15 protein-coding genes are annotated in these 14759 nt (G+C 71.2%); 8 read left to right on the top strand and 7 right to left on the bottom strand.

Annotated elements, in window-relative coordinates; translation table 11 throughout:
• The first annotated feature begins 102 nt into the window (after nucleotides 1-102).
• Together ACZ7MF_RS14075 and ACZ7MF_RS14070 are read left to right on the top strand one after the other, a co-directional pair.
• On the top strand, nucleotides 103-867 hold the full coding sequence (locus ACZ7MF_RS14075; RefSeq protein ID WP_471476958.1) for a siderophore-interacting protein: 765 nt from the start codon (nucleotides 103-105) through the stop codon (nucleotides 865-867).
• A gap of 11 nt (nucleotides 868-878) precedes the next feature.
• The gene (locus ACZ7MF_RS14070; protein WP_471476956.1) at nucleotides 879-3080 is read left to right on the top strand and encodes a 2Fe-2S iron-sulfur cluster-binding protein; all 2202 of its coding nucleotides are present in this window, start codon (nucleotides 879-881) and stop codon (nucleotides 3078-3080) included.
• A 38-nt stretch (nucleotides 3081-3118) separates the two neighbouring features.
• On the opposite strand, the gene ACZ7MF_RS14065 is transcribed toward ACZ7MF_RS14070, so the two are convergent.
• From ACZ7MF_RS14065 to ACZ7MF_RS14055, 3 genes are all read right to left on the bottom strand, one after another.
• Complete coding sequence (locus ACZ7MF_RS14065; RefSeq protein WP_471476954.1) at nucleotides 3119-3391, bottom strand: DUF4190 domain-containing protein; 273 nt, start codon at nucleotides 3389-3391, stop codon at nucleotides 3119-3121.
• A gap of 103 nt (nucleotides 3392-3494) precedes the next feature.
• Nucleotides 3495-3917, bottom strand: a complete 423-nt coding sequence (locus tag ACZ7MF_RS14060) for a VOC family protein (protein WP_471476952.1) — start codon at nucleotides 3915-3917, stop codon at nucleotides 3495-3497.
• Nucleotides 3918-3985: 68 nt separating this feature from the next.
• Nucleotides 3986-4699, bottom strand: coding sequence for a TetR/AcrR family transcriptional regulator (locus tag ACZ7MF_RS14055; RefSeq protein WP_471476950.1), 714 nt, complete (start codon nucleotides 4697-4699; stop codon nucleotides 3986-3988).
• A gap of 107 nt (nucleotides 4700-4806) precedes the next feature.
• Here ACZ7MF_RS14055 and ACZ7MF_RS14050 point away from each other — a divergent pair, with 107 nt between their 5' ends.
• Nucleotides 4807-6030, top strand: a complete 1224-nt coding sequence (locus ACZ7MF_RS14050) for a saccharopine dehydrogenase family protein (RefSeq protein WP_471476948.1) — start codon at nucleotides 4807-4809, stop codon at nucleotides 6028-6030.
• A gap of 18 nt (nucleotides 6031-6048) precedes the next feature.
• Here ACZ7MF_RS14050 and ACZ7MF_RS14045 read toward each other — a convergent pair whose 3' ends face one another.
• Entirely contained in the window at nucleotides 6049-6471 is a 423-nt protein-coding gene (locus ACZ7MF_RS14045; protein WP_471476946.1) for a MarR family winged helix-turn-helix transcriptional regulator, read from the bottom strand.
• 201 nt (nucleotides 6472-6672) lie between these two features.
• Here ACZ7MF_RS14045 and eno point away from each other — a divergent pair, with 201 nt between their 5' ends.
• Nucleotides 6673-8004, top strand: a complete 1332-nt coding sequence (gene eno, locus ACZ7MF_RS14040; protein ID WP_471476944.1) for a phosphopyruvate hydratase — start codon at nucleotides 6673-6675, stop codon at nucleotides 8002-8004.
• A 16-nt stretch (nucleotides 8005-8020) separates the two neighbouring features.
• Here the strand turns inward: eno and ACZ7MF_RS14035 are convergent, their stop codons facing one another.
• A complete protein-coding gene (locus tag ACZ7MF_RS14035; RefSeq protein ID WP_471476942.1) occupies nucleotides 8021-8659 on the bottom strand; it encodes a TetR/AcrR family transcriptional regulator in 639 nt (212 codons plus the stop codon).
• 46 nt (nucleotides 8660-8705) lie between these two features.
• Here ACZ7MF_RS14035 and ACZ7MF_RS14030 point away from each other — a divergent pair, with 46 nt between their 5' ends.
• Both ACZ7MF_RS14030 and ACZ7MF_RS14025 read left to right on the top strand, forming a co-directional pair.
• Nucleotides 8706-9170: an SRPBCC family protein gene (locus tag ACZ7MF_RS14030; protein ID WP_471476940.1), complete on the top strand. Its 465-nt coding sequence runs from the start codon at nucleotides 8706-8708 to the stop codon at nucleotides 9168-9170.
• Between the two features lie 149 nt (nucleotides 9171-9319).
• The gene (locus ACZ7MF_RS14025; RefSeq protein ID WP_471476938.1) at nucleotides 9320-10705 is read left to right on the top strand and encodes a cellulase family glycosylhydrolase; all 1386 of its coding nucleotides are present in this window, start codon (nucleotides 9320-9322) and stop codon (nucleotides 10703-10705) included.
• A 61-nt stretch (nucleotides 10706-10766) separates the two neighbouring features.
• Here the strand turns inward: ACZ7MF_RS14025 and ACZ7MF_RS14020 are convergent, their stop codons facing one another.
• Nucleotides 10767-11057 carry a hypothetical protein gene (locus ACZ7MF_RS14020; RefSeq protein ID WP_471476936.1) on the bottom strand — a complete coding sequence of 97 codons (291 nt, stop codon included), beginning with the start codon at nucleotides 11055-11057 and terminating at the stop codon, nucleotides 10767-10769.
• A 164-nt stretch (nucleotides 11058-11221) separates the two neighbouring features.
• Between ACZ7MF_RS14020 and ACZ7MF_RS14015 the strand changes: the two genes are divergently transcribed.
• Nucleotides 11222-11773, top strand: coding sequence for a snapalysin family zinc-dependent metalloprotease (locus tag ACZ7MF_RS14015; protein WP_471476934.1), 552 nt, complete (start codon nucleotides 11222-11224; stop codon nucleotides 11771-11773).
• A gap of 30 nt (nucleotides 11774-11803) precedes the next feature.
• On the opposite strand, the gene ACZ7MF_RS14010 is transcribed toward ACZ7MF_RS14015, so the two are convergent.
• On the bottom strand, nucleotides 11804-13642 hold the full coding sequence (locus ACZ7MF_RS14010) for an SMI1/KNR4 family protein (RefSeq protein WP_471476932.1): 1839 nt from the start codon (nucleotides 13640-13642) through the stop codon (nucleotides 11804-11806).
• Nucleotides 13643-13759: 117 nt separating this feature from the next.
• Between ACZ7MF_RS14010 and ACZ7MF_RS14005 the strand changes: the two genes are divergently transcribed.
• Nucleotides 13760-14689 carry an endo-beta-N-acetylglucosaminidase H gene (locus tag ACZ7MF_RS14005; RefSeq protein WP_471476930.1) on the top strand — a complete coding sequence of 310 codons (930 nt, stop codon included), beginning with the start codon at nucleotides 13760-13762 and terminating at the stop codon, nucleotides 14687-14689.
• The last annotated feature ends 70 nt before the right edge of the window (nucleotides 14690-14759 follow it).

Here is a 14759-nt window from a genome sequence, read left to right as displayed (position 1 = left end):
AGCTTTTGCTCAGAATACTGTCATGAGCTGCGGAAACAAGATGGAGAACTATCCAGGGGTACGAACGTGATCCCCCCGGTGAGCGTCCCGCGGGAGCGCAGGATGATCACCTTGGAGGTGCGGCGGTGTGAGCCCCTCACTCCCGGCTTCGCCCGCGTCACCCTGGGCGGGCCCGGCGTGCGCGACCTCGTCCCGGGAGGTGCCGACCAGGCTGTCCGGCTCTTCTTCACCCGCGAAGGGCAGAGCGAGCTGAGGATGCCGACCGCCTCGAACGAGCGGTGGATGGTGCAGGTCATGCTCATGGCCAAAGCGGCCCGCCCATGGGTGCGCAACCTGACCGTCCGGCGTCTGCGGCCCGCGGAGCAGGAGATCGACATCGAGTTCGCCCTGCACGGCGACTCGCCCCTGTCGTCGTGGGTGCGCCGGGTCCGACCGGGCGACCCGGCCGGGATCTTCGACCTGGGGACCATGTACCGGCTGCCCGGGCATGCCCGAGGGCGGCTGCTGGTGGGCGACGAGACCGCGCTGCCGGCCATCCTGTCGATCCTGGAGGACGATCCGAACCCGCCGCCCACCGAGGTCTTCGCGGAAGTGGCGACGGCGGCCGACGTCCGGCCCGTCCCGGCCCCGGCCGGGGTGCGCATCCACTGGCTCAGCCGCGACGACGCGAGCATCCGGCCCGGCACCCTCGCGCTGGCGGCGGTCCGCGAGGCCGAACTGCCCGAAGGCCACCTCTACGCGTGGGTGGCGGGCGAGTCCCGGCTGGCCACCGGCGTGCGGCGGCACCTGGTCAACGACCGTGGCGTACCCAGGCGGGACGTCTCCTTCTACGGCTACTGGCGACTGGGCCGGTCGACCCCCGGCTGAACAGGACTGTCATGCACCAGCACACACTCCGGCCGGGCTCGTTGCACCGGCTCACCTCCGTGGACCAGGTCGAAGCGGTCGTCGGCCGCCCGGCCGCGATGATCACGCGCAAGCAGATCGGCAGCCTCGACGCGGGCTGTCGCGACGTCCTGGCCATCAGTCCCGTCGCCGCCTTCGGCCACCGGGACGGCGACGGCACCGCCCGGACCACCTTCGTCGGCGGCAGGCCCGGGTTCGCGCGCGTCCACTCCCCGCGGCGCTTCTCCTTCACCGCTCCCGCGTCAGCCGTCGTACCGGGCCCGGTCTCGCTCTTCTTCCTGCTGCCCGGTGTGGGCGAGGTGCTGCGCGTCAACGGCACCGCATCCGCCCTCGAGGGCGAGACCGCGGTGGACGTCACCGAGGCGTACGTGCACTGCGCACAGGCCGTCATCCGCGCCGGATTGTGGGAGCCGCCCGCTCCGTGCCGGGCGGCCGGGCCGGCACCCGGCGAGGGACCCTTGTTCGGCCCCGGTGTGGGCGACTTCCTGGCCGCGTCCCCCTTCCTGGCCCTCTCCACGTGGGACGCGGACGGCGGCAGCGACACCAGCCCGCGCGGGGAGCGGCAGCCGGTGGCCCGCATCCTGGACGGCCGCACCCTGGTGCTGGCCGACCGCAGGGGCAACAGACGCGCGGACACCCTGCACAACCTGCTGCGGGACGACCGGCTCTCCCTCGCCGCACTCGTCCCCGGCCGCAGCGGGGTGCTGCACGTCCACGGACGCGCCGCGATCACCGACGACGCCGCACTGCTGCGGACGATGGCGCTGCGCGGTGTGCCACCGCATCTCGCCCTCCTCGTCGACGTGGAGTACGCCGAGGTGCGCGGGAACGACGCGGTGGCCGGTGCGCGTCTGTGGACGCCCGCAGGACGGGCCGTCCACCGTCGGGCCCCCGACATGATGGCCCTGGGCAGCGCCCACCTGGCCGCCGACTCGGCGGAGTCCGGGCGCGCGTCGGCACGGCTGATCAAGCTGATCACCGCGGTCCCCGGGGTGAGCCGGCTGCTGCGGAAGGTCGTGGACCGGGCGTACGTCTCCGGGCTGCGCAAAGAGGGGTACGACGGCGTCCGCGCCCCCGTCACCACGGCGCGCGGCGACGCGAACGGGGGCGAGGCGGCGGGGAGTCCCCTGCGGCCCGTGCGCATCCACGAGATACGCGAGGAGACTCCTTCAGTCCGAACCCTGGTGCTCGAGGACGCGGACGGAGAGGCCGAGCCGTTCGACTTTCGTCCCGGGCAGTTCTTCACCCTGGTCACGGACGTGGCCGGCAGCCCGGTGCGGCGTGCCTACTCGGCCTCCTCGGTCCCCGGCGCCACCCGGCTGGAACTCACCGTCAAACTGGTGGAGGGCGGTTGTTTCTCCACGCACGCCCACCGCGCCCTGCGCCCCGGGGACCGCCTCGCGGTACGCGGTCCCTCGGGCACCTTCCACGCCCCGGCACCGGCCCCCGAGCACCTGGTGCTCATCGCGGCCGGCAGCGGCATCACGCCCATGATGAGCATGATCCGGACCCGCCTGTCCGATCCCGCACCGGCCGGCCGGATCGATCTCCTCTACAGCAGCCGCCGTCCCGAAGACATCATCTTCGGCGCGGAGTTGACCCGGATCGAGAAGGACCGTCCGGACCGGCTGTCGGTCACGCACGTCCTCACCACCCGCGGCGGCCGACTCGACGCCGAAGGCGTCCGCCGGTGGGTGACGGGGCTGCCCCTGTCCGACGGCACCCGTCATTTCGTCTGCGGTCCCGAGGCACTGATGGACACCGTCCAGGACGTCCTGCGACGTCTCGGGGTGCCGGACGAGCGCGCGCACAGGGAGCGCTTCACCGGCGCCGCCACCGCTGTCGCCGCCGAGGCACCCCAGGAGTTGAGCGTCGAGGCGGACGGGAGCCTCCTCGGCGCGACCGTGGTCGAACCCGGCCAGACACTGCTCGATGCCGGGCTCGCCGCGGGTCTGCCCATGCCGTACTCGTGCACCGTCGGCACCTGCGGCGCATGCATGCTGCGCGTGCGCGGCGGAGAGGTCACGCAGCCCGAAGACACCTGTCTCACTCCGGAGCAGAGGGCCGAGGGTTGGGTGCTGACGTGCGTCGGCTGCCCGCTGTCGGCGGTGTCGCTCGACATCTCGGATCCGGTCGTCCCGATGGACCTCGACGACCGGAACGACACCACTTGAGGCCCCCGCCGGTGACGAGCAGCCGAGTCCGAGCGGCGTCAGCCGATGTGCCAGGAGAAGCTGCCGCCGTTGTTGGCCGCGACGGCGAACATCACGATCATGAGCAGGATGTCGGCCACTCCGAGGCCGAGTGCCCACTTGGCCATGGAGGATCCGGTCTGCCGCAGCGCCACCGCACCGAAGACGATCGCGAGCGGGCCCAGGACGATCGGCAGGATGAGGAGTCCGACGATGCCGCATACCAGTCCGGCGATCGCCAGCCCGCTGGTCCTGCCGCCCTTTCGGGCTCCCGTTCTGCTGTAGGTCGCCATGCTTCCTCCCGAACTGTCGTGGATCAGCGGGTATCTCCTTCGATGACCTTCGAGTTGCCGCTCAGGGTTGATTCACACCTACGGATCGTCACCTGCTGGTCCGTCAGCCGCTGCTCGTCTCGTCCCGGTAGAGGCAGAACGGGTGGCCGGCCGGATCGAGGATCACTCTGACGTTGTCCTGCGGCTGGTGGTCGGCCTCGCGCCCGCCCAGTTCGAGTGCGTGCACCACGGCGGCCCGCAGATCGACCACTTCGAAGTCGAGGTGCATGGTGATCCGCTGGGCTCCACGCTGCGCCGGCCACACGGGAGGGACGTACCCGTCCGAGAGCTGGAAGGCGAGGTAGCCCACGCCTTCCGGCGGTGCGACGGCTGCTCCGTCGGGATCCTCCTTCACGATGGGCCAGTCCAGCAGCTCCGAGTAGAAGTGTGCGAGCGCCCGCGGATCCGGTGCCTCCAGCACGACGCCCCACCAGTCGTGCCGCGCCGCGGGAGGAGTGCTGGGGTCGTGGCCGGGTCGTCCGCGCATGTCGGTGAGTGCTCCCGTGAAGAGTCGGCTGCCGCCGGCGGAATGCTACCGGGATCCGCGTACTCGCCTCACGCCTCCGATGCCGTCCCGGTCAGCTCGGCGGCGATGCCGTCCAGCAGGGTGTCCAGGACCACGGGGTAGGCGCTGTGCGGCATGCGGGCCGCGAGCCGGCCGGCGGTCGCGGCGATGTTCGGGTGGGTCTCGGCGGGCAGCCGGGCGTAGGTGGTTCCCCACATGTCCTCGTCGGCCCTGCGGGCTTCTTCCGGAAGGGCCAGTGAACCCGCGTCGAGCGCCGCGAAGGCGAGGGCCAGGTCGATGAACGCGTGGTAGAAGCGGACCGCGGCCCGATCGGTCAGTCCGGCGCCCCGCAGGAGACCGAGGATCGCCTCGTCCACGGCGATCTCGCGCGGCCGTCCGCTCACCCGGCTGGCGGTGAGCACGGCCGCCTGCGGGTGGGCGAGGTACGAGGCGTGCAGGGCGAGACCGAGGGAGCGCAGGTCCGCGCGCCAGTCACCCTCCGCCGTCCACCCGTCCAGGGCTCGCCCCATCAGCTCGTTGCCCACGGCCCGTGCCAGGTCGTCCATGCCGGCGAAGTAGCGGTACAGGGTGCTCGGGTCCGCCCCCAGTGCCGCGCCCAGGCGCCGGGCGGTCAGTCCGCCGGTGCCGTGCTCGCGCAGCATCCGCAGCGCGGTCCGCACGATCAGGCCCTCCGAGAGCACCGCCCCCTGCCGCGTCGGCCTGCGCCTGCGGCGCGCCTCCTCGGGCACCACCTTCTTCGGCATCCGCCCGCTCCCGTCCTTATGCCAACACGGTTGACCTTACAACGGTGGGTCCTGTTGCATCGGGGTCGCTCCGGAGGCAGCGGCCTCCCGCACGAAAGGTCTCCGTCATGCGCGTCCTCCTCGTCGGTGCGGGCGGTGTCGGCACGGCCGTCACCCGGATCGTGGCCCGCCGGAAGTTTCTGACCCACATGGTCGTGGCCGACTACGACCACTCCCGCGCGCGTGCGGCGGTCGACGCGCTGCCGGGACGGGATGAGCGGTTCAGTGCCCTCTGCCTCGACGCCTCGGACGAGGCCGCGGTGCGGAAGGCGCTCACGGAACACCGGTGCGACCTCCTGCTGAACGCGACCGATCCGCGGTTCGTGATGCCCTTGTTCCGGGCGGCCCTCGCCACCGGGGTCCACTACGTGGACATGGCCATGTCGCTGTCCGCTCCGCACGCCTCCCGCCCGTACGAGGAGTGCGGGGTGAAGCTCGGCGACGCGCAGTTCGAACTGGCCGAGCGCTGGGCGCAGTCGGGGCGCACGGCCCTGGTGGGTATGGGGGTCGAACCAGGTCTGTCCGACGTCTTCGCCCGGTACGCCGCGGACGAACTCTTCGACGAGATCGACGAGATCGGCGTCCGCGACGGTGCCGACCTCACCGTGGAGGGGTACGAGTTCGCCCCCTCCTTCAGCATCTGGACCACGATCGAGGAGTGTCTGAACCCGCCGGTGGTCTATGAGAAGGATCGTGGCTGGTTCACCACCGCCCCCTTCAGTGAACCGGAGGTGTTCGACTTCCCCGAGGGGATCGGACCGGTGGAGTGCGTGAACGTGGAGCACGAGGAGGTGCTGCTGATCCCCCGCTGGTTGGACGCCCGGCGAGTCACCTTCAAGTACGGCCTCGGCGACGATTTCATCGCCCGGCTCAAGACCGTGCACGAACTGGGGCTGGACTCGACCGCCAGGGTCACCGTGCCGGGCGAGGACGGACCGGTGCGGGTCTCCCCGCGTGACGTGGTCGCCGCGTGCCTTCCCGACCCCGCGACGCTGGGCGACAGGATGACCGGGAAGACCTGCGCGGGCACCTGGGTCAAGGGGACCAAGGACGGCAAGGCCCGCGAGGTCTACCTGTACCACGTGGTCGACAATCAGTGGTCCATGCGCGAGTACGGGTCGCAGGCCGTCGTCTGGCAGACGGCCGTCAACCCGGTCGTCGCCCTCGAACTGCTCTCCACCGGGGCCTGGTCCGGCGAAGGTGTCCTCGGCCCCGAGGCCCTGCCCGCCCGCCCGTTCCTCGACCTGCTCACCGAGTACGGATCGCCCTGGGGACTGCGCGAACAGGGGTGAGCGGTACCGGTCACGGCGTCAGCGCGTGGCAAGCCGATCCAGGAGGGCGGCGCTCTCTGCCAGCAACGCTCGTTCCCTGTCCGTGAGTTCGTCCTCGATGGCCTGCGCGAGCCAGCCGACCCTGCGGCCGCGTTCCGCGTCCAGCGCGGTGCGGCCCGCGTCGGACAGCTCGACCAGCGACTTGCGGCCGTCCGTGGGGTGCGCCCGTCGGGTGACCAGGTGCTGTTCCATGAGAAGGCCCACCGCCCGCGCCATCGACTGGGGGCGTACACGCTGGTCGGCAGCGAGTTCACTGGTGGTCATGGCACCGTCGCGGTCGAGTGCGCCGAGCACGGCGACCTGGCCCAACGGGATGCGGTCCTCGTGCTTGACGCGTCGGGTGAGCTTGCTCATCGCGGTGCGCAGTTCGGCGGCGATGGCGGCGGCTTCCGGGGTGGGCATGGGGCATCTTACCCCCGCTGACCAGCAAAGCTGTTCATCTGACCTGCACAGCCAATCTGCACAGCACCGCTGCACAGCCTACCTGCACAGCCATACTGATCAGCCAAACTGAGCAGCATTGCTGTAGAGTCTGGTTCTGCCGGGCTCCGCGCCAGCGTTGCCGCAGCCGGGTCACGGCACCGACAAAGGGAAGGAACTCCCATGCCCGCTACAGCAGTCGAACCCGCCGCGGCGATCGAGACCGTCACCGCCCGCCGGATCATCGACAGCCGCGGCAACCCCACGGTCGAGGTCGACGTCGTCCTGGAAGACGGTTCCCTGGGGCGGGCAGCCGTCCCGTCCGGCGCCTCCACCGGCGCCCGGGAAGCGGTGGAGCTGCGCGACGAAGACCCCACCCGCTGGCACGGCAAGGGCGTCGACCGCGCGGTGGCCCATGTGAACGGGGAGATCGCGGCGTCCGTACACGGTCGCGACGCGGCGGACCAGGCGGGTCTCGACGCCGCGCTGATCTCCCTCGACGGCACCGCCACGAAGTCCCGGCTCGGCGCCAACGCGATCCTCGGCGTCTCCCTCGCCGCCGCCAAGGCCGCCGCGGCGGCCCGCCGTCAGCCTCTCTACCGTTACCTCGGCGGCACCGACGCGCACCTTCTGCCGCTGCCGATGATGAACATCGTCAACGGCGGTGCCCACGCCGACAATCCACTGGACTTCCAGGAGTTCATGATCGCGCCCGTGGGCGCCGACACGTTCGCCGAAGCCGTCCGCATGGGCAGCGAGGTCTTCCACACCCTGCGCCGCGATCTGCTGGCCGCCGGGCACTCCACCGGCGTGGGCGACGAGGGTGGCTTCGCGCCCGCGCTGCGCACCGCCGAGGAGGCCCTCGACTTCGTGGTGACCGCCATCGAGCGCACCGGCTACCGCGCCGGCGCGGACATCGGCCTGGTCATGGACCCGGCGTCCTCGGAGTTCTTCCGCGACGGCGGGTACGACTACGCCGGCGAGGGGGTGCGCCGGTCCCCCGCCGAGCACGCCGACTACCTGGCCGCGCTCATCGACGCCTACCCGGTCGTCTCCGTCGAGGACCCGATGGCCGAGGACGATCTGGACGGCTGGCGCGAGCTGACCGGCCGCGTCGGCGACCGCTGCCAGCTCACCGGCGACGACGTGTTCTGCACCAACGAGACGCTCGTGCGCGAGGGCATCCGTACCGGCGTCGGCAACTCGGTCCTGGTCAAGGTCAATCAGATCGGAACCCTCACCGAGGCACTGGCGACCGTGGCCACGGCGCACGAGGCGGGCTGGACCGTGGTCATGTCGCACCGCTCCGGCGAGACGGAGGACACCACCATCGCGGATCTCGCGGTGGCGACCGGCTGCGGTCAGATCAAGACCGGCTCGCTCTCCCGCTCCGACCGCACGGCCAAGTACAACCGCCTCATCCGGATCGAGGAGGAACTGGGCGCCTCCGCACGGTTCGCGGGCCGCTCCGCACTGCGCCGGGGGCAACTGGAGCGCCGGTCCGCGGCGTCGTAGCGCTCGCGCCCAGCCGTCAGCGACCGCCCAAGAACGCCTGCCCGCTCGCCCCGGGACCGTAGTACAACCGGAGGAACTCCTCCATCGCCGAGTCGACTCCGGCGCGGTCACCGGTGGCGAGCAGGTCGAAGAGCAGGCCGCGGACGGTGGCGAGACCCAGCCTGGCGCGATTTTGGGCCTCGTCCGGCGACGCACCGGCCTCGACCTCGGCACGCACGAGCGGCTCCAGCCAGTCCCCCACGAGCCCCTCGAGGACCGGAGCGGCCTCGGGCCGGCCGCGCAGCGCCTGCCCGCAGATCTCGAAGAACAGCCGTTCCTGACCGGCCAGTCCGGGATCCGTCAACTGCCGCCACAGCTGCCGCGCGACATCGGCGGGCGAGCGACCGGGCTCGGCGCGAAGCCGGGACAGCAACGCGCGCTGGCGTCGCTCCGACGCCCGCACGATCTCGACGAGCAGCTGTTCCTTGGAGCCGAAGTAGTGGATCAGCATGCGATGGCTGACGCCGATCGCGGAGCCCAGCCGACGCAGGCTGAGGTCGGCGATGCCGTGCGCCGCGACGTGGTCGACGGCGGCCTCCACCAGCCACGCGCGCCGGTCGCCTTGCGCCCCTCGGGCGGGGCCCCGCGGGGGCTGCGGATCGTCCCTTGTCGCCACGGAGCAAGTGTACCAAGTGGTACATCGCACGTGTACCGTGTGGTACATGAAGCCTGTCACTGTGTCTATCGCCGTGCCCCAGACGCCCGAGCAGGTCTACGACTTCCTCGACGTCATGGCGCACCACGAGCGATTCACGAATCACTTCCTCACCGACTGGCACTGCGCCGGCCCCGCCCGCGGCATCGGTTCGCGCGCCGCCGTCACCGCCACGCTGGGCGGCCGGAAGACCGACGTCGACATCGAGGTGGTCGAGGCCGAGGCGCCACGACGCATCGTGGAACGGAACATCAGCGCCGCGGGCCGGCGCGTGGCCCACGGAACCTACGACGTGGAAGCGCTGCCGACCGGCGGGGCCCGCGTCTCGTTCACCTACTCCTGGGTACGCGCCCCGCTCGCCGACCGGCTGCTCGCACCCGTCGTACGGATGACGATGCGGCGCGCCGACCGCACGGTGATGCGGCGCCTGGCCGCCGAGTTGGCCCGCCACGCGTCCACCACCGGTACCTGACGGCAGCAGGGGCCGATCGCACCCTCCGGGCGAGGAGTTCGGCGTTCCGACACCTGTCGCGCACCGGCGTGCGGGTGTACGGTCTCGGGCCGATGGGCTTTGGGAGCGCTCCCATCGCGTTGTGTCCGCTTCGCACGAGGAGGAACGCTTTGAAACGCCTTTTGGCCCTGCTCGCGACCGGCGTCTCGATCGTCGGCCTGACAGCGCTCGCCGGCCCTCCGGCGCAGGCCGCAACCGGCTGCACGGCCGAGTACACGATCACCAGCCAGTGGGAGGGCGGCTTCCAGGCCGGGGTGAAGATCACCAATCTCGGTGATTCCGTCAGCGGGTGGACGCTCGGGTTCACGATGCCGGACGCCGGGCAGAAGGTCGTCCAGGGCTGGAACGCGGCCTGGTCGCAGTCCGGCTCCGCCGTCACCGCCGACGGCGTCGACTGGAACCGCACCCTGTCCACCGGCGCCTCGGCCGACCTGGGGTTCGTAGGGTCCTTCACGGGCGCCAATCCCTCGCCCGCGTCCTTCACGCTCAACGGCGTGACCTGCACCGGGTCCGTCACCGATCCGCCGACGGACCCGCCGACCGATCCGCCCGCGACCGGAACACCGGCTGCCGTCAACGGCCAACTGCACGTCTGCGGTGTGCATCTGTGCAATCAGTACGACCGCCCGATACAACTGCGCGGCATGAGCACGCACGGCATCCAGTGGTTCGGCCAGTGCTACGGCGACGCGTCCCTGGACGCCCTGGCGCAGGACTGGAAGTCGGACCTGCTCCGCGTCGCCATGTACGTCCAGGAGGAGGGCTACGAAACCGACCCGGCGGGCTTCACCAGCCGGGTGAACGGCCTGGTCGACATGGCCGAGGCCCGCGGCATGTACGCGGTGATCGACTTCCACACCCTGACGCCGGGCGACCCGAACTACAACCTCGACCGCGCCAAGACGTTCTTCTCCTCCGTCGCCGCCCGCAACGCGGACAAGAAGAACGTGATCTACGAGATCGCCAACGAGCCCAACGGGGTGAGCTGGACGGCCGTGAAGAGCTACGCCGAGCAGGTCATCCCGGTGATCCGGGCCGCCGACCCGGACGCCGTCGTCATCGTCGGCACCCGCGGCTGGTCCTCTCTGGGTGTCTCGGACGGCGCGAACGAGAGCGAGGTGGTCAACAACCCGGTGAACGCGACCAACATCATGTACGCGTTCCATTTCTACGCCGCCAGCCACAAGGACGCCTACCGGGCGGCGGTGAGCCGGGCGGCCACCCAACTCCCCCTGTTCGTCTCGGAGTTCGGAACGGTGAGCGCCACCGGCGGTGGTGCGGTGGACCGGGACGGCAGCATCGCCTGGCTGGATCTGCTCGACCGGCTCAAGATCAGTTATGCGAACTGGACGTACTCCGACGCCGACGAGGGCAGCGCCGCGTTCAAGCCGGGCACCTGCGAGGGCACCGACTACAGCAGCAGCGGCGTGCTGACCGAGTCCGGCGCTTTGCTGAAGAGCCGTATCAGCACAGCCGACGACTTCCCGACGAGCTGACCCCGGTGAGGCAGGAGGAGTAGACGCGCGACGGGGTGGGCCGCGGTTACGGTTCCGCGGCTCACCGACCGCCGCCGAAGTGGTCCCGGATCTCCTCGTCGCAGTCGTCCGCGGCACCGCCCTTGACGCGCGAGAACGTCAGCACCCCGTCCTCGCCCTCCCGCCCGGCCCTGGCCAGTTGCCTCTCGAGGTCCGCGATGCGTTCGGCGCACACGGCGCTGACGGGCTCCTCGGTCCGAGGCTCCGGAGTGGAGGAGGCGTTCAGCACCGCGGTGGCGACGAGGCCCACCGCACCCGTCACCGCGCACGCGGCAACCCATCTGCGGCGGCTCGTGCGCAACGGCTCGGACATCCAGGCATCGTACGTGCACGGCGCCCTGCTCGGCTGCCCGTCACGAACGGGCCGGGGCCGCTCACATATTGACTGATTGACAGCGCCGCCCCATGGGCAGGGAGCCAGGTGATGTCATGGTGATGCCATGAGCACGACTCCTCTCCCCCACAAGGAGGTCGAGCATGCACGTCCGCACACTGACCGGATGTCTCGCGGCGGCGCTGATGTCGCTGCCGCTGCTGAGCGGCCAGGCCGTGGCCGCGGGCTCACCGGCCGCAGCCCGGGTTCTCACCTATGACGCGAGCGGCTCCGCGGAGTTCCGGTCCGCGGTCGACCAGGGCGCGGCCATCTGGAACGACAGCGTCGAGGGTGCCGAGCTGCGTCCGGTTCCGGCCGGACAGCGGGCCGACATCCGGATACTGGCCGACGACGGCTGGCCGCGCGCCCTCCCCACGTCTCTGGGCAAGGGCACCGTCTGGATCGGACGTCAGGCGGTGAACGAGGGCTACAACACCGTACGCATCTCGTCCCACGAACTCGGTCACATCCTGGGGCTGCCGGACCGCAAACCCGGGCCGTGCTCCAGTCTGATGTCCGGATCGAGCGCGGGCGTCCCGTGCACCAATCCGTACCCGAACGCCGCGGAGAAGGCGGAGGTCGAGAACAACTTCTCCGGTGCGGCCAGTCCGCCGTCGGCGGTCGCGGGACCGGTACCCGTCCTCGTCGAGGACTGAGCCCCGGCGACGATCAGCCCGCCCCATCACCTACATGTACACGCGCACTTCCACGTAGCCCTCCCCGTCCCTCGGTGGACGGGTCCAGGAGCGGCTGGTACAGGTGTGCAGCCTCCCGTGCACGAGCGCCTGCCGGGGCAGGTGGACACCGAACTCCTCGCCCACCGCCGCCAGCAGCGCCCGTTCCGCATCGTCGGCGCCGTCGCCCGGGTCACCGAAGTACTGGTCCGGGCGCAGCGTCCTCGGTATCTGCCCGCTCTCCCGGATCTCCCCCTCGCCGTACGTGAAGGCGTACTGCTCGACACCGTCCCGGGCCACCGAGAGGTGGAAGAAGGGTTCTCCGTGCCGCGTTCTCAGCCCGCTCCACACCGCCACCGCCCGAGTGCCCGCACAGGCGGCGGCCGCGGGGGAGACGAACCGCTGCCGGTCGAAGGGGGCGGGGTCGCCGTCGAAGGCGAAACTCCAGCCGGCGCCCGCCCGGCCGACCGCGAGGAGCGCCCGGTCCTCGTACGACGGGAACTCCCCGCGGCCGCGCGACGAGCCGTGCCGCGCCTCCCAGGAGGTCATGGGGTCGTTGAGCACGGCGCCGTCCCTGTCCGCGAGCCGCGTCGGCAACTCCCCGGGCTCGACCCCTTCGACCAGTACGAACCGGTAGCACGTGCGGCTGTTGCCCGGGTCCGGCTCGGCGAGCCATGCCAGGCCGGGCGGGTCCAGCGGCGGCGTCGGCCCGGGTGCCTCACCGGCCTGACCGCCCCTGGGCGTGGACAGCAGCTCGCGCCCCCGCTCCTCGGTCAGCAGCGACCCGAGGAGCGGGTCCGCGATCCACCCCACCGGCGCCAGGTGATCCGGTCCCAGCGGCTCCCACCGGGGCAGGGCGCTCGTCAGCTCCCGCCAGGCCGCGTCCGTGTCTCCCCACCGGGCCAGCTCCCGCGCCCGCTCGACCGCCGCTCCGAACGGTCCGGGCGCCGTGTACGCGTACGTGCCCTTCCGCATCCCGTCGAGCATCGTCCGCGCCGGTCCCGTCACGTACGCCTCGGCGGTCAGCAGGGGCAACAGCTCGGGCGCGTACCGCGGGTCCGCGGCCAGGCCGTCGAAGTTCACCATGTAGGTCTTGCCGAGCAGACGGCGTATCTGGTCGCCGAGTCCGGCGGCTCGCGGTCTGCCGTACGCCTTGGCCTCGTCCAGGAGCCGCAAGGCTCCCTCCCAGTCGCCGCGCAGCGCCTCAAGACGGGCCTCCTCGACGAGCGCGTCGAGCCTGCGCGTCGTGCCGTTGACGAACTCCGGCTCCCCTTCCCCCGGGCAGGCGCGCAGGCGGTGGAACTCGCGGTGCATCTCCCGCATGAACGCACCGAAGTTCGCGTGCCGTTCGGGCGGTGCGGCCCGCCAGCCCGCCCAGGTGTACACGGCCCACTCACCGTCCTCGTCCACGTCCTCCGGGTCCATGAGGACGTAGGTGGCGTCGGACTCGACGTCGAGCTGCAGTCCGCGCCGCCAGATGCCCGCCTCCCGCCGCTCCTGCGGCCCGGCGTCCTCGTCCAGGTCCTCCTCGAACATGTCCGCCAGGCCCGACGCGTCGTCGTGCCAGCGCGCCTTTGCGGTGCCCGCGAGCAGCCACACGAATCCGCCCGCGTGCCGCCACCCGTCACTGGCCATCAGGAAGTCCCGGTACGACGGGGGCAGGCGGCGGCCCAGGCGCGCCTCCGCCGCCGCGATCCGCGCCTCGTCGGCGGGCGGGAACCCCAGCCGGCGAGACCACCGGGCGGCTGTGTCGTCCGCGCTCCGCGTCTCCCCCTCGGGCAGGGAGTCCGCCCACTCCCCGCTCCACTCGTCCAGGAAGGGCCGCCAGTCGAACGCCGTTGTGTTCGTCATGGGTCCAGGCTGTCATCACCCACTGACAGTGCCGTCCGGGTCGGGAAGACTCGAAGGGCTTCACTAGGCGCCGGTGAACCGGCTGGGCGCCGATCACAAGAGATGGGAGAACGATCAATGAAGTTCACTCCGGTACGGAGCAGGGCGCGCGGGGCCGCGCTCGCGCTCTCGGCCGTCGCGGCCCTCGCCTTCGGTACGGCCGCGACGACCACCACGACCGGCGCGGCCGCGGCCCCCGCCGCCGCGAAACAGGGACCGACCTCGGTGGCCTACATCGAGGTGAACAACAACAGCATGCTCAACGCGGGCAAGTACACCCTCGCCGACGGCGGCGGCAACGTCTTCGACGTCGCCGTGATCTTCGCGGCGAACATCAACTACGACACGAGCACGAAGACGGCGTACCTGCACTTCAACGAGAACGTGCAGCGTGTCCTCGACAACGCCGCCACGCAGATACGGCCGTTGCAGCAGAAGGGCATCAAGGTCGTCCTCTCGGTACTCGGCAACCATCAGGGCGCGGGCTTCGCCAACTTCCCGTCCCAGCAGGCGGCTTCGGCGTTCGCGAAGCAACTCTCCGACACCGTCGCCGAGTACGGCCTCGACGGCATCGACTTCGACGACGAGTACGCCGAGTACGGCACCAACGGCACCGCGCAGCCCAACGACAGCTCCTTCGTCCACCTGGTGACGGCCCTGCGCGCGAACATGCCGGACAAGATCATCAGCCTGTACAACATCGGTCCGGCCGCCTCGCGCCTCTCCTACGGCGGCGTCGACGTCTCCACCGACTTCGACTACGCCTGGAACCCGTACTACGGCACCTGGCAGGTCCCCGGGATCGCGCTGCCCAAGTCGAAGCTGTCACCGGCGGCCGTCGAGATCGGCCGGACCTCGCAGAGCACGTCCGCCGACCTGGCCCGGCGCACCGTCGGCGAGGGATACGGCGTCTATCTGACGTACAACCTCGACGGCAGCGACCGCAGCGCCGACGTCTCCGCGTTCACCAGGGAGCTGTACGGGAGCGAGGCCGTCTACACGCCGTAAAGCGACGCGCCGCGCTTCGGCCGGACAACGATGTCATGAATGCCCTGCGGCCCGCGGGCCGCAGGGTGGC

The sequence above is a fragment of the Streptomyces sp. NPDC111628 genome (assembly GCF_055635195.1).
Note: the sequence above shows the minus strand (reverse complement) of the source record. Positions and strands in the feature narration are given on the sequence as shown.

What these genes read in the sequence shown, in the direction of transcription:
- ACZ7MF_RS14065 (WP_471476954.1), bottom strand. Translation starts at nt 3,391, where the DNA reads ATGGCGACCTACAGCAGAACGGGAGCCCGAAAGGGCGGCAGGACCAGC.
- ACZ7MF_RS14045 (WP_471476946.1), bottom strand. Translation starts at nt 6,471, where the DNA reads ATGCCCACCCCGGAAGCCGCCGCCATCGCCGCCGAACTGCGCACCGCG.
- ACZ7MF_RS14030 (WP_471476940.1), top strand. Translation starts at nt 8,706, where the DNA reads ATGAAGCCTGTCACTGTGTCTATCGCCGTGCCCCAGACGCCCGAGCAG.
- eno (WP_471476944.1), top strand. Translation starts at nt 6,673, where the DNA reads ATGCCCGCTACAGCAGTCGAACCCGCCGCGGCGATCGAGACCGTCACC.
- ACZ7MF_RS14075 (WP_471476958.1), top strand. Translation starts at nt 103, where the DNA reads ATGATCACCTTGGAGGTGCGGCGGTGTGAGCCCCTCACTCCCGGCTTC.
- ACZ7MF_RS14060 (WP_471476952.1), bottom strand. Translation starts at nt 3,917, where the DNA reads ATGCGCGGACGACCCGGCCACGACCCCAGCACTCCTCCCGCGGCGCGG.
- ACZ7MF_RS14005 (WP_471476930.1), top strand. Translation starts at nt 13,760, where the DNA reads ATGAAGTTCACTCCGGTACGGAGCAGGGCGCGCGGGGCCGCGCTCGCG.
- ACZ7MF_RS14050 (WP_471476948.1), top strand. Translation starts at nt 4,807, where the DNA reads ATGCGCGTCCTCCTCGTCGGTGCGGGCGGTGTCGGCACGGCCGTCACC.
- ACZ7MF_RS14015 (WP_471476934.1), top strand. Translation starts at nt 11,222, where the DNA reads ATGCACGTCCGCACACTGACCGGATGTCTCGCGGCGGCGCTGATGTCG.
- ACZ7MF_RS14070 (WP_471476956.1), top strand. Translation starts at nt 879, where the DNA reads ATGCACCAGCACACACTCCGGCCGGGCTCGTTGCACCGGCTCACCTCC.
- ACZ7MF_RS14055 (WP_471476950.1), bottom strand. Translation starts at nt 4,699, where the DNA reads ATGCCGAAGAAGGTGGTGCCCGAGGAGGCGCGCCGCAGGCGCAGGCCG.
- ACZ7MF_RS14020 (WP_471476936.1), bottom strand. Translation starts at nt 11,057, where the DNA reads ATGTCCGAGCCGTTGCGCACGAGCCGCCGCAGATGGGTTGCCGCGTGC.
- ACZ7MF_RS14010 (WP_471476932.1), bottom strand. Translation starts at nt 13,642, where the DNA reads ATGACGAACACAACGGCGTTCGACTGGCGGCCCTTCCTGGACGAGTGG.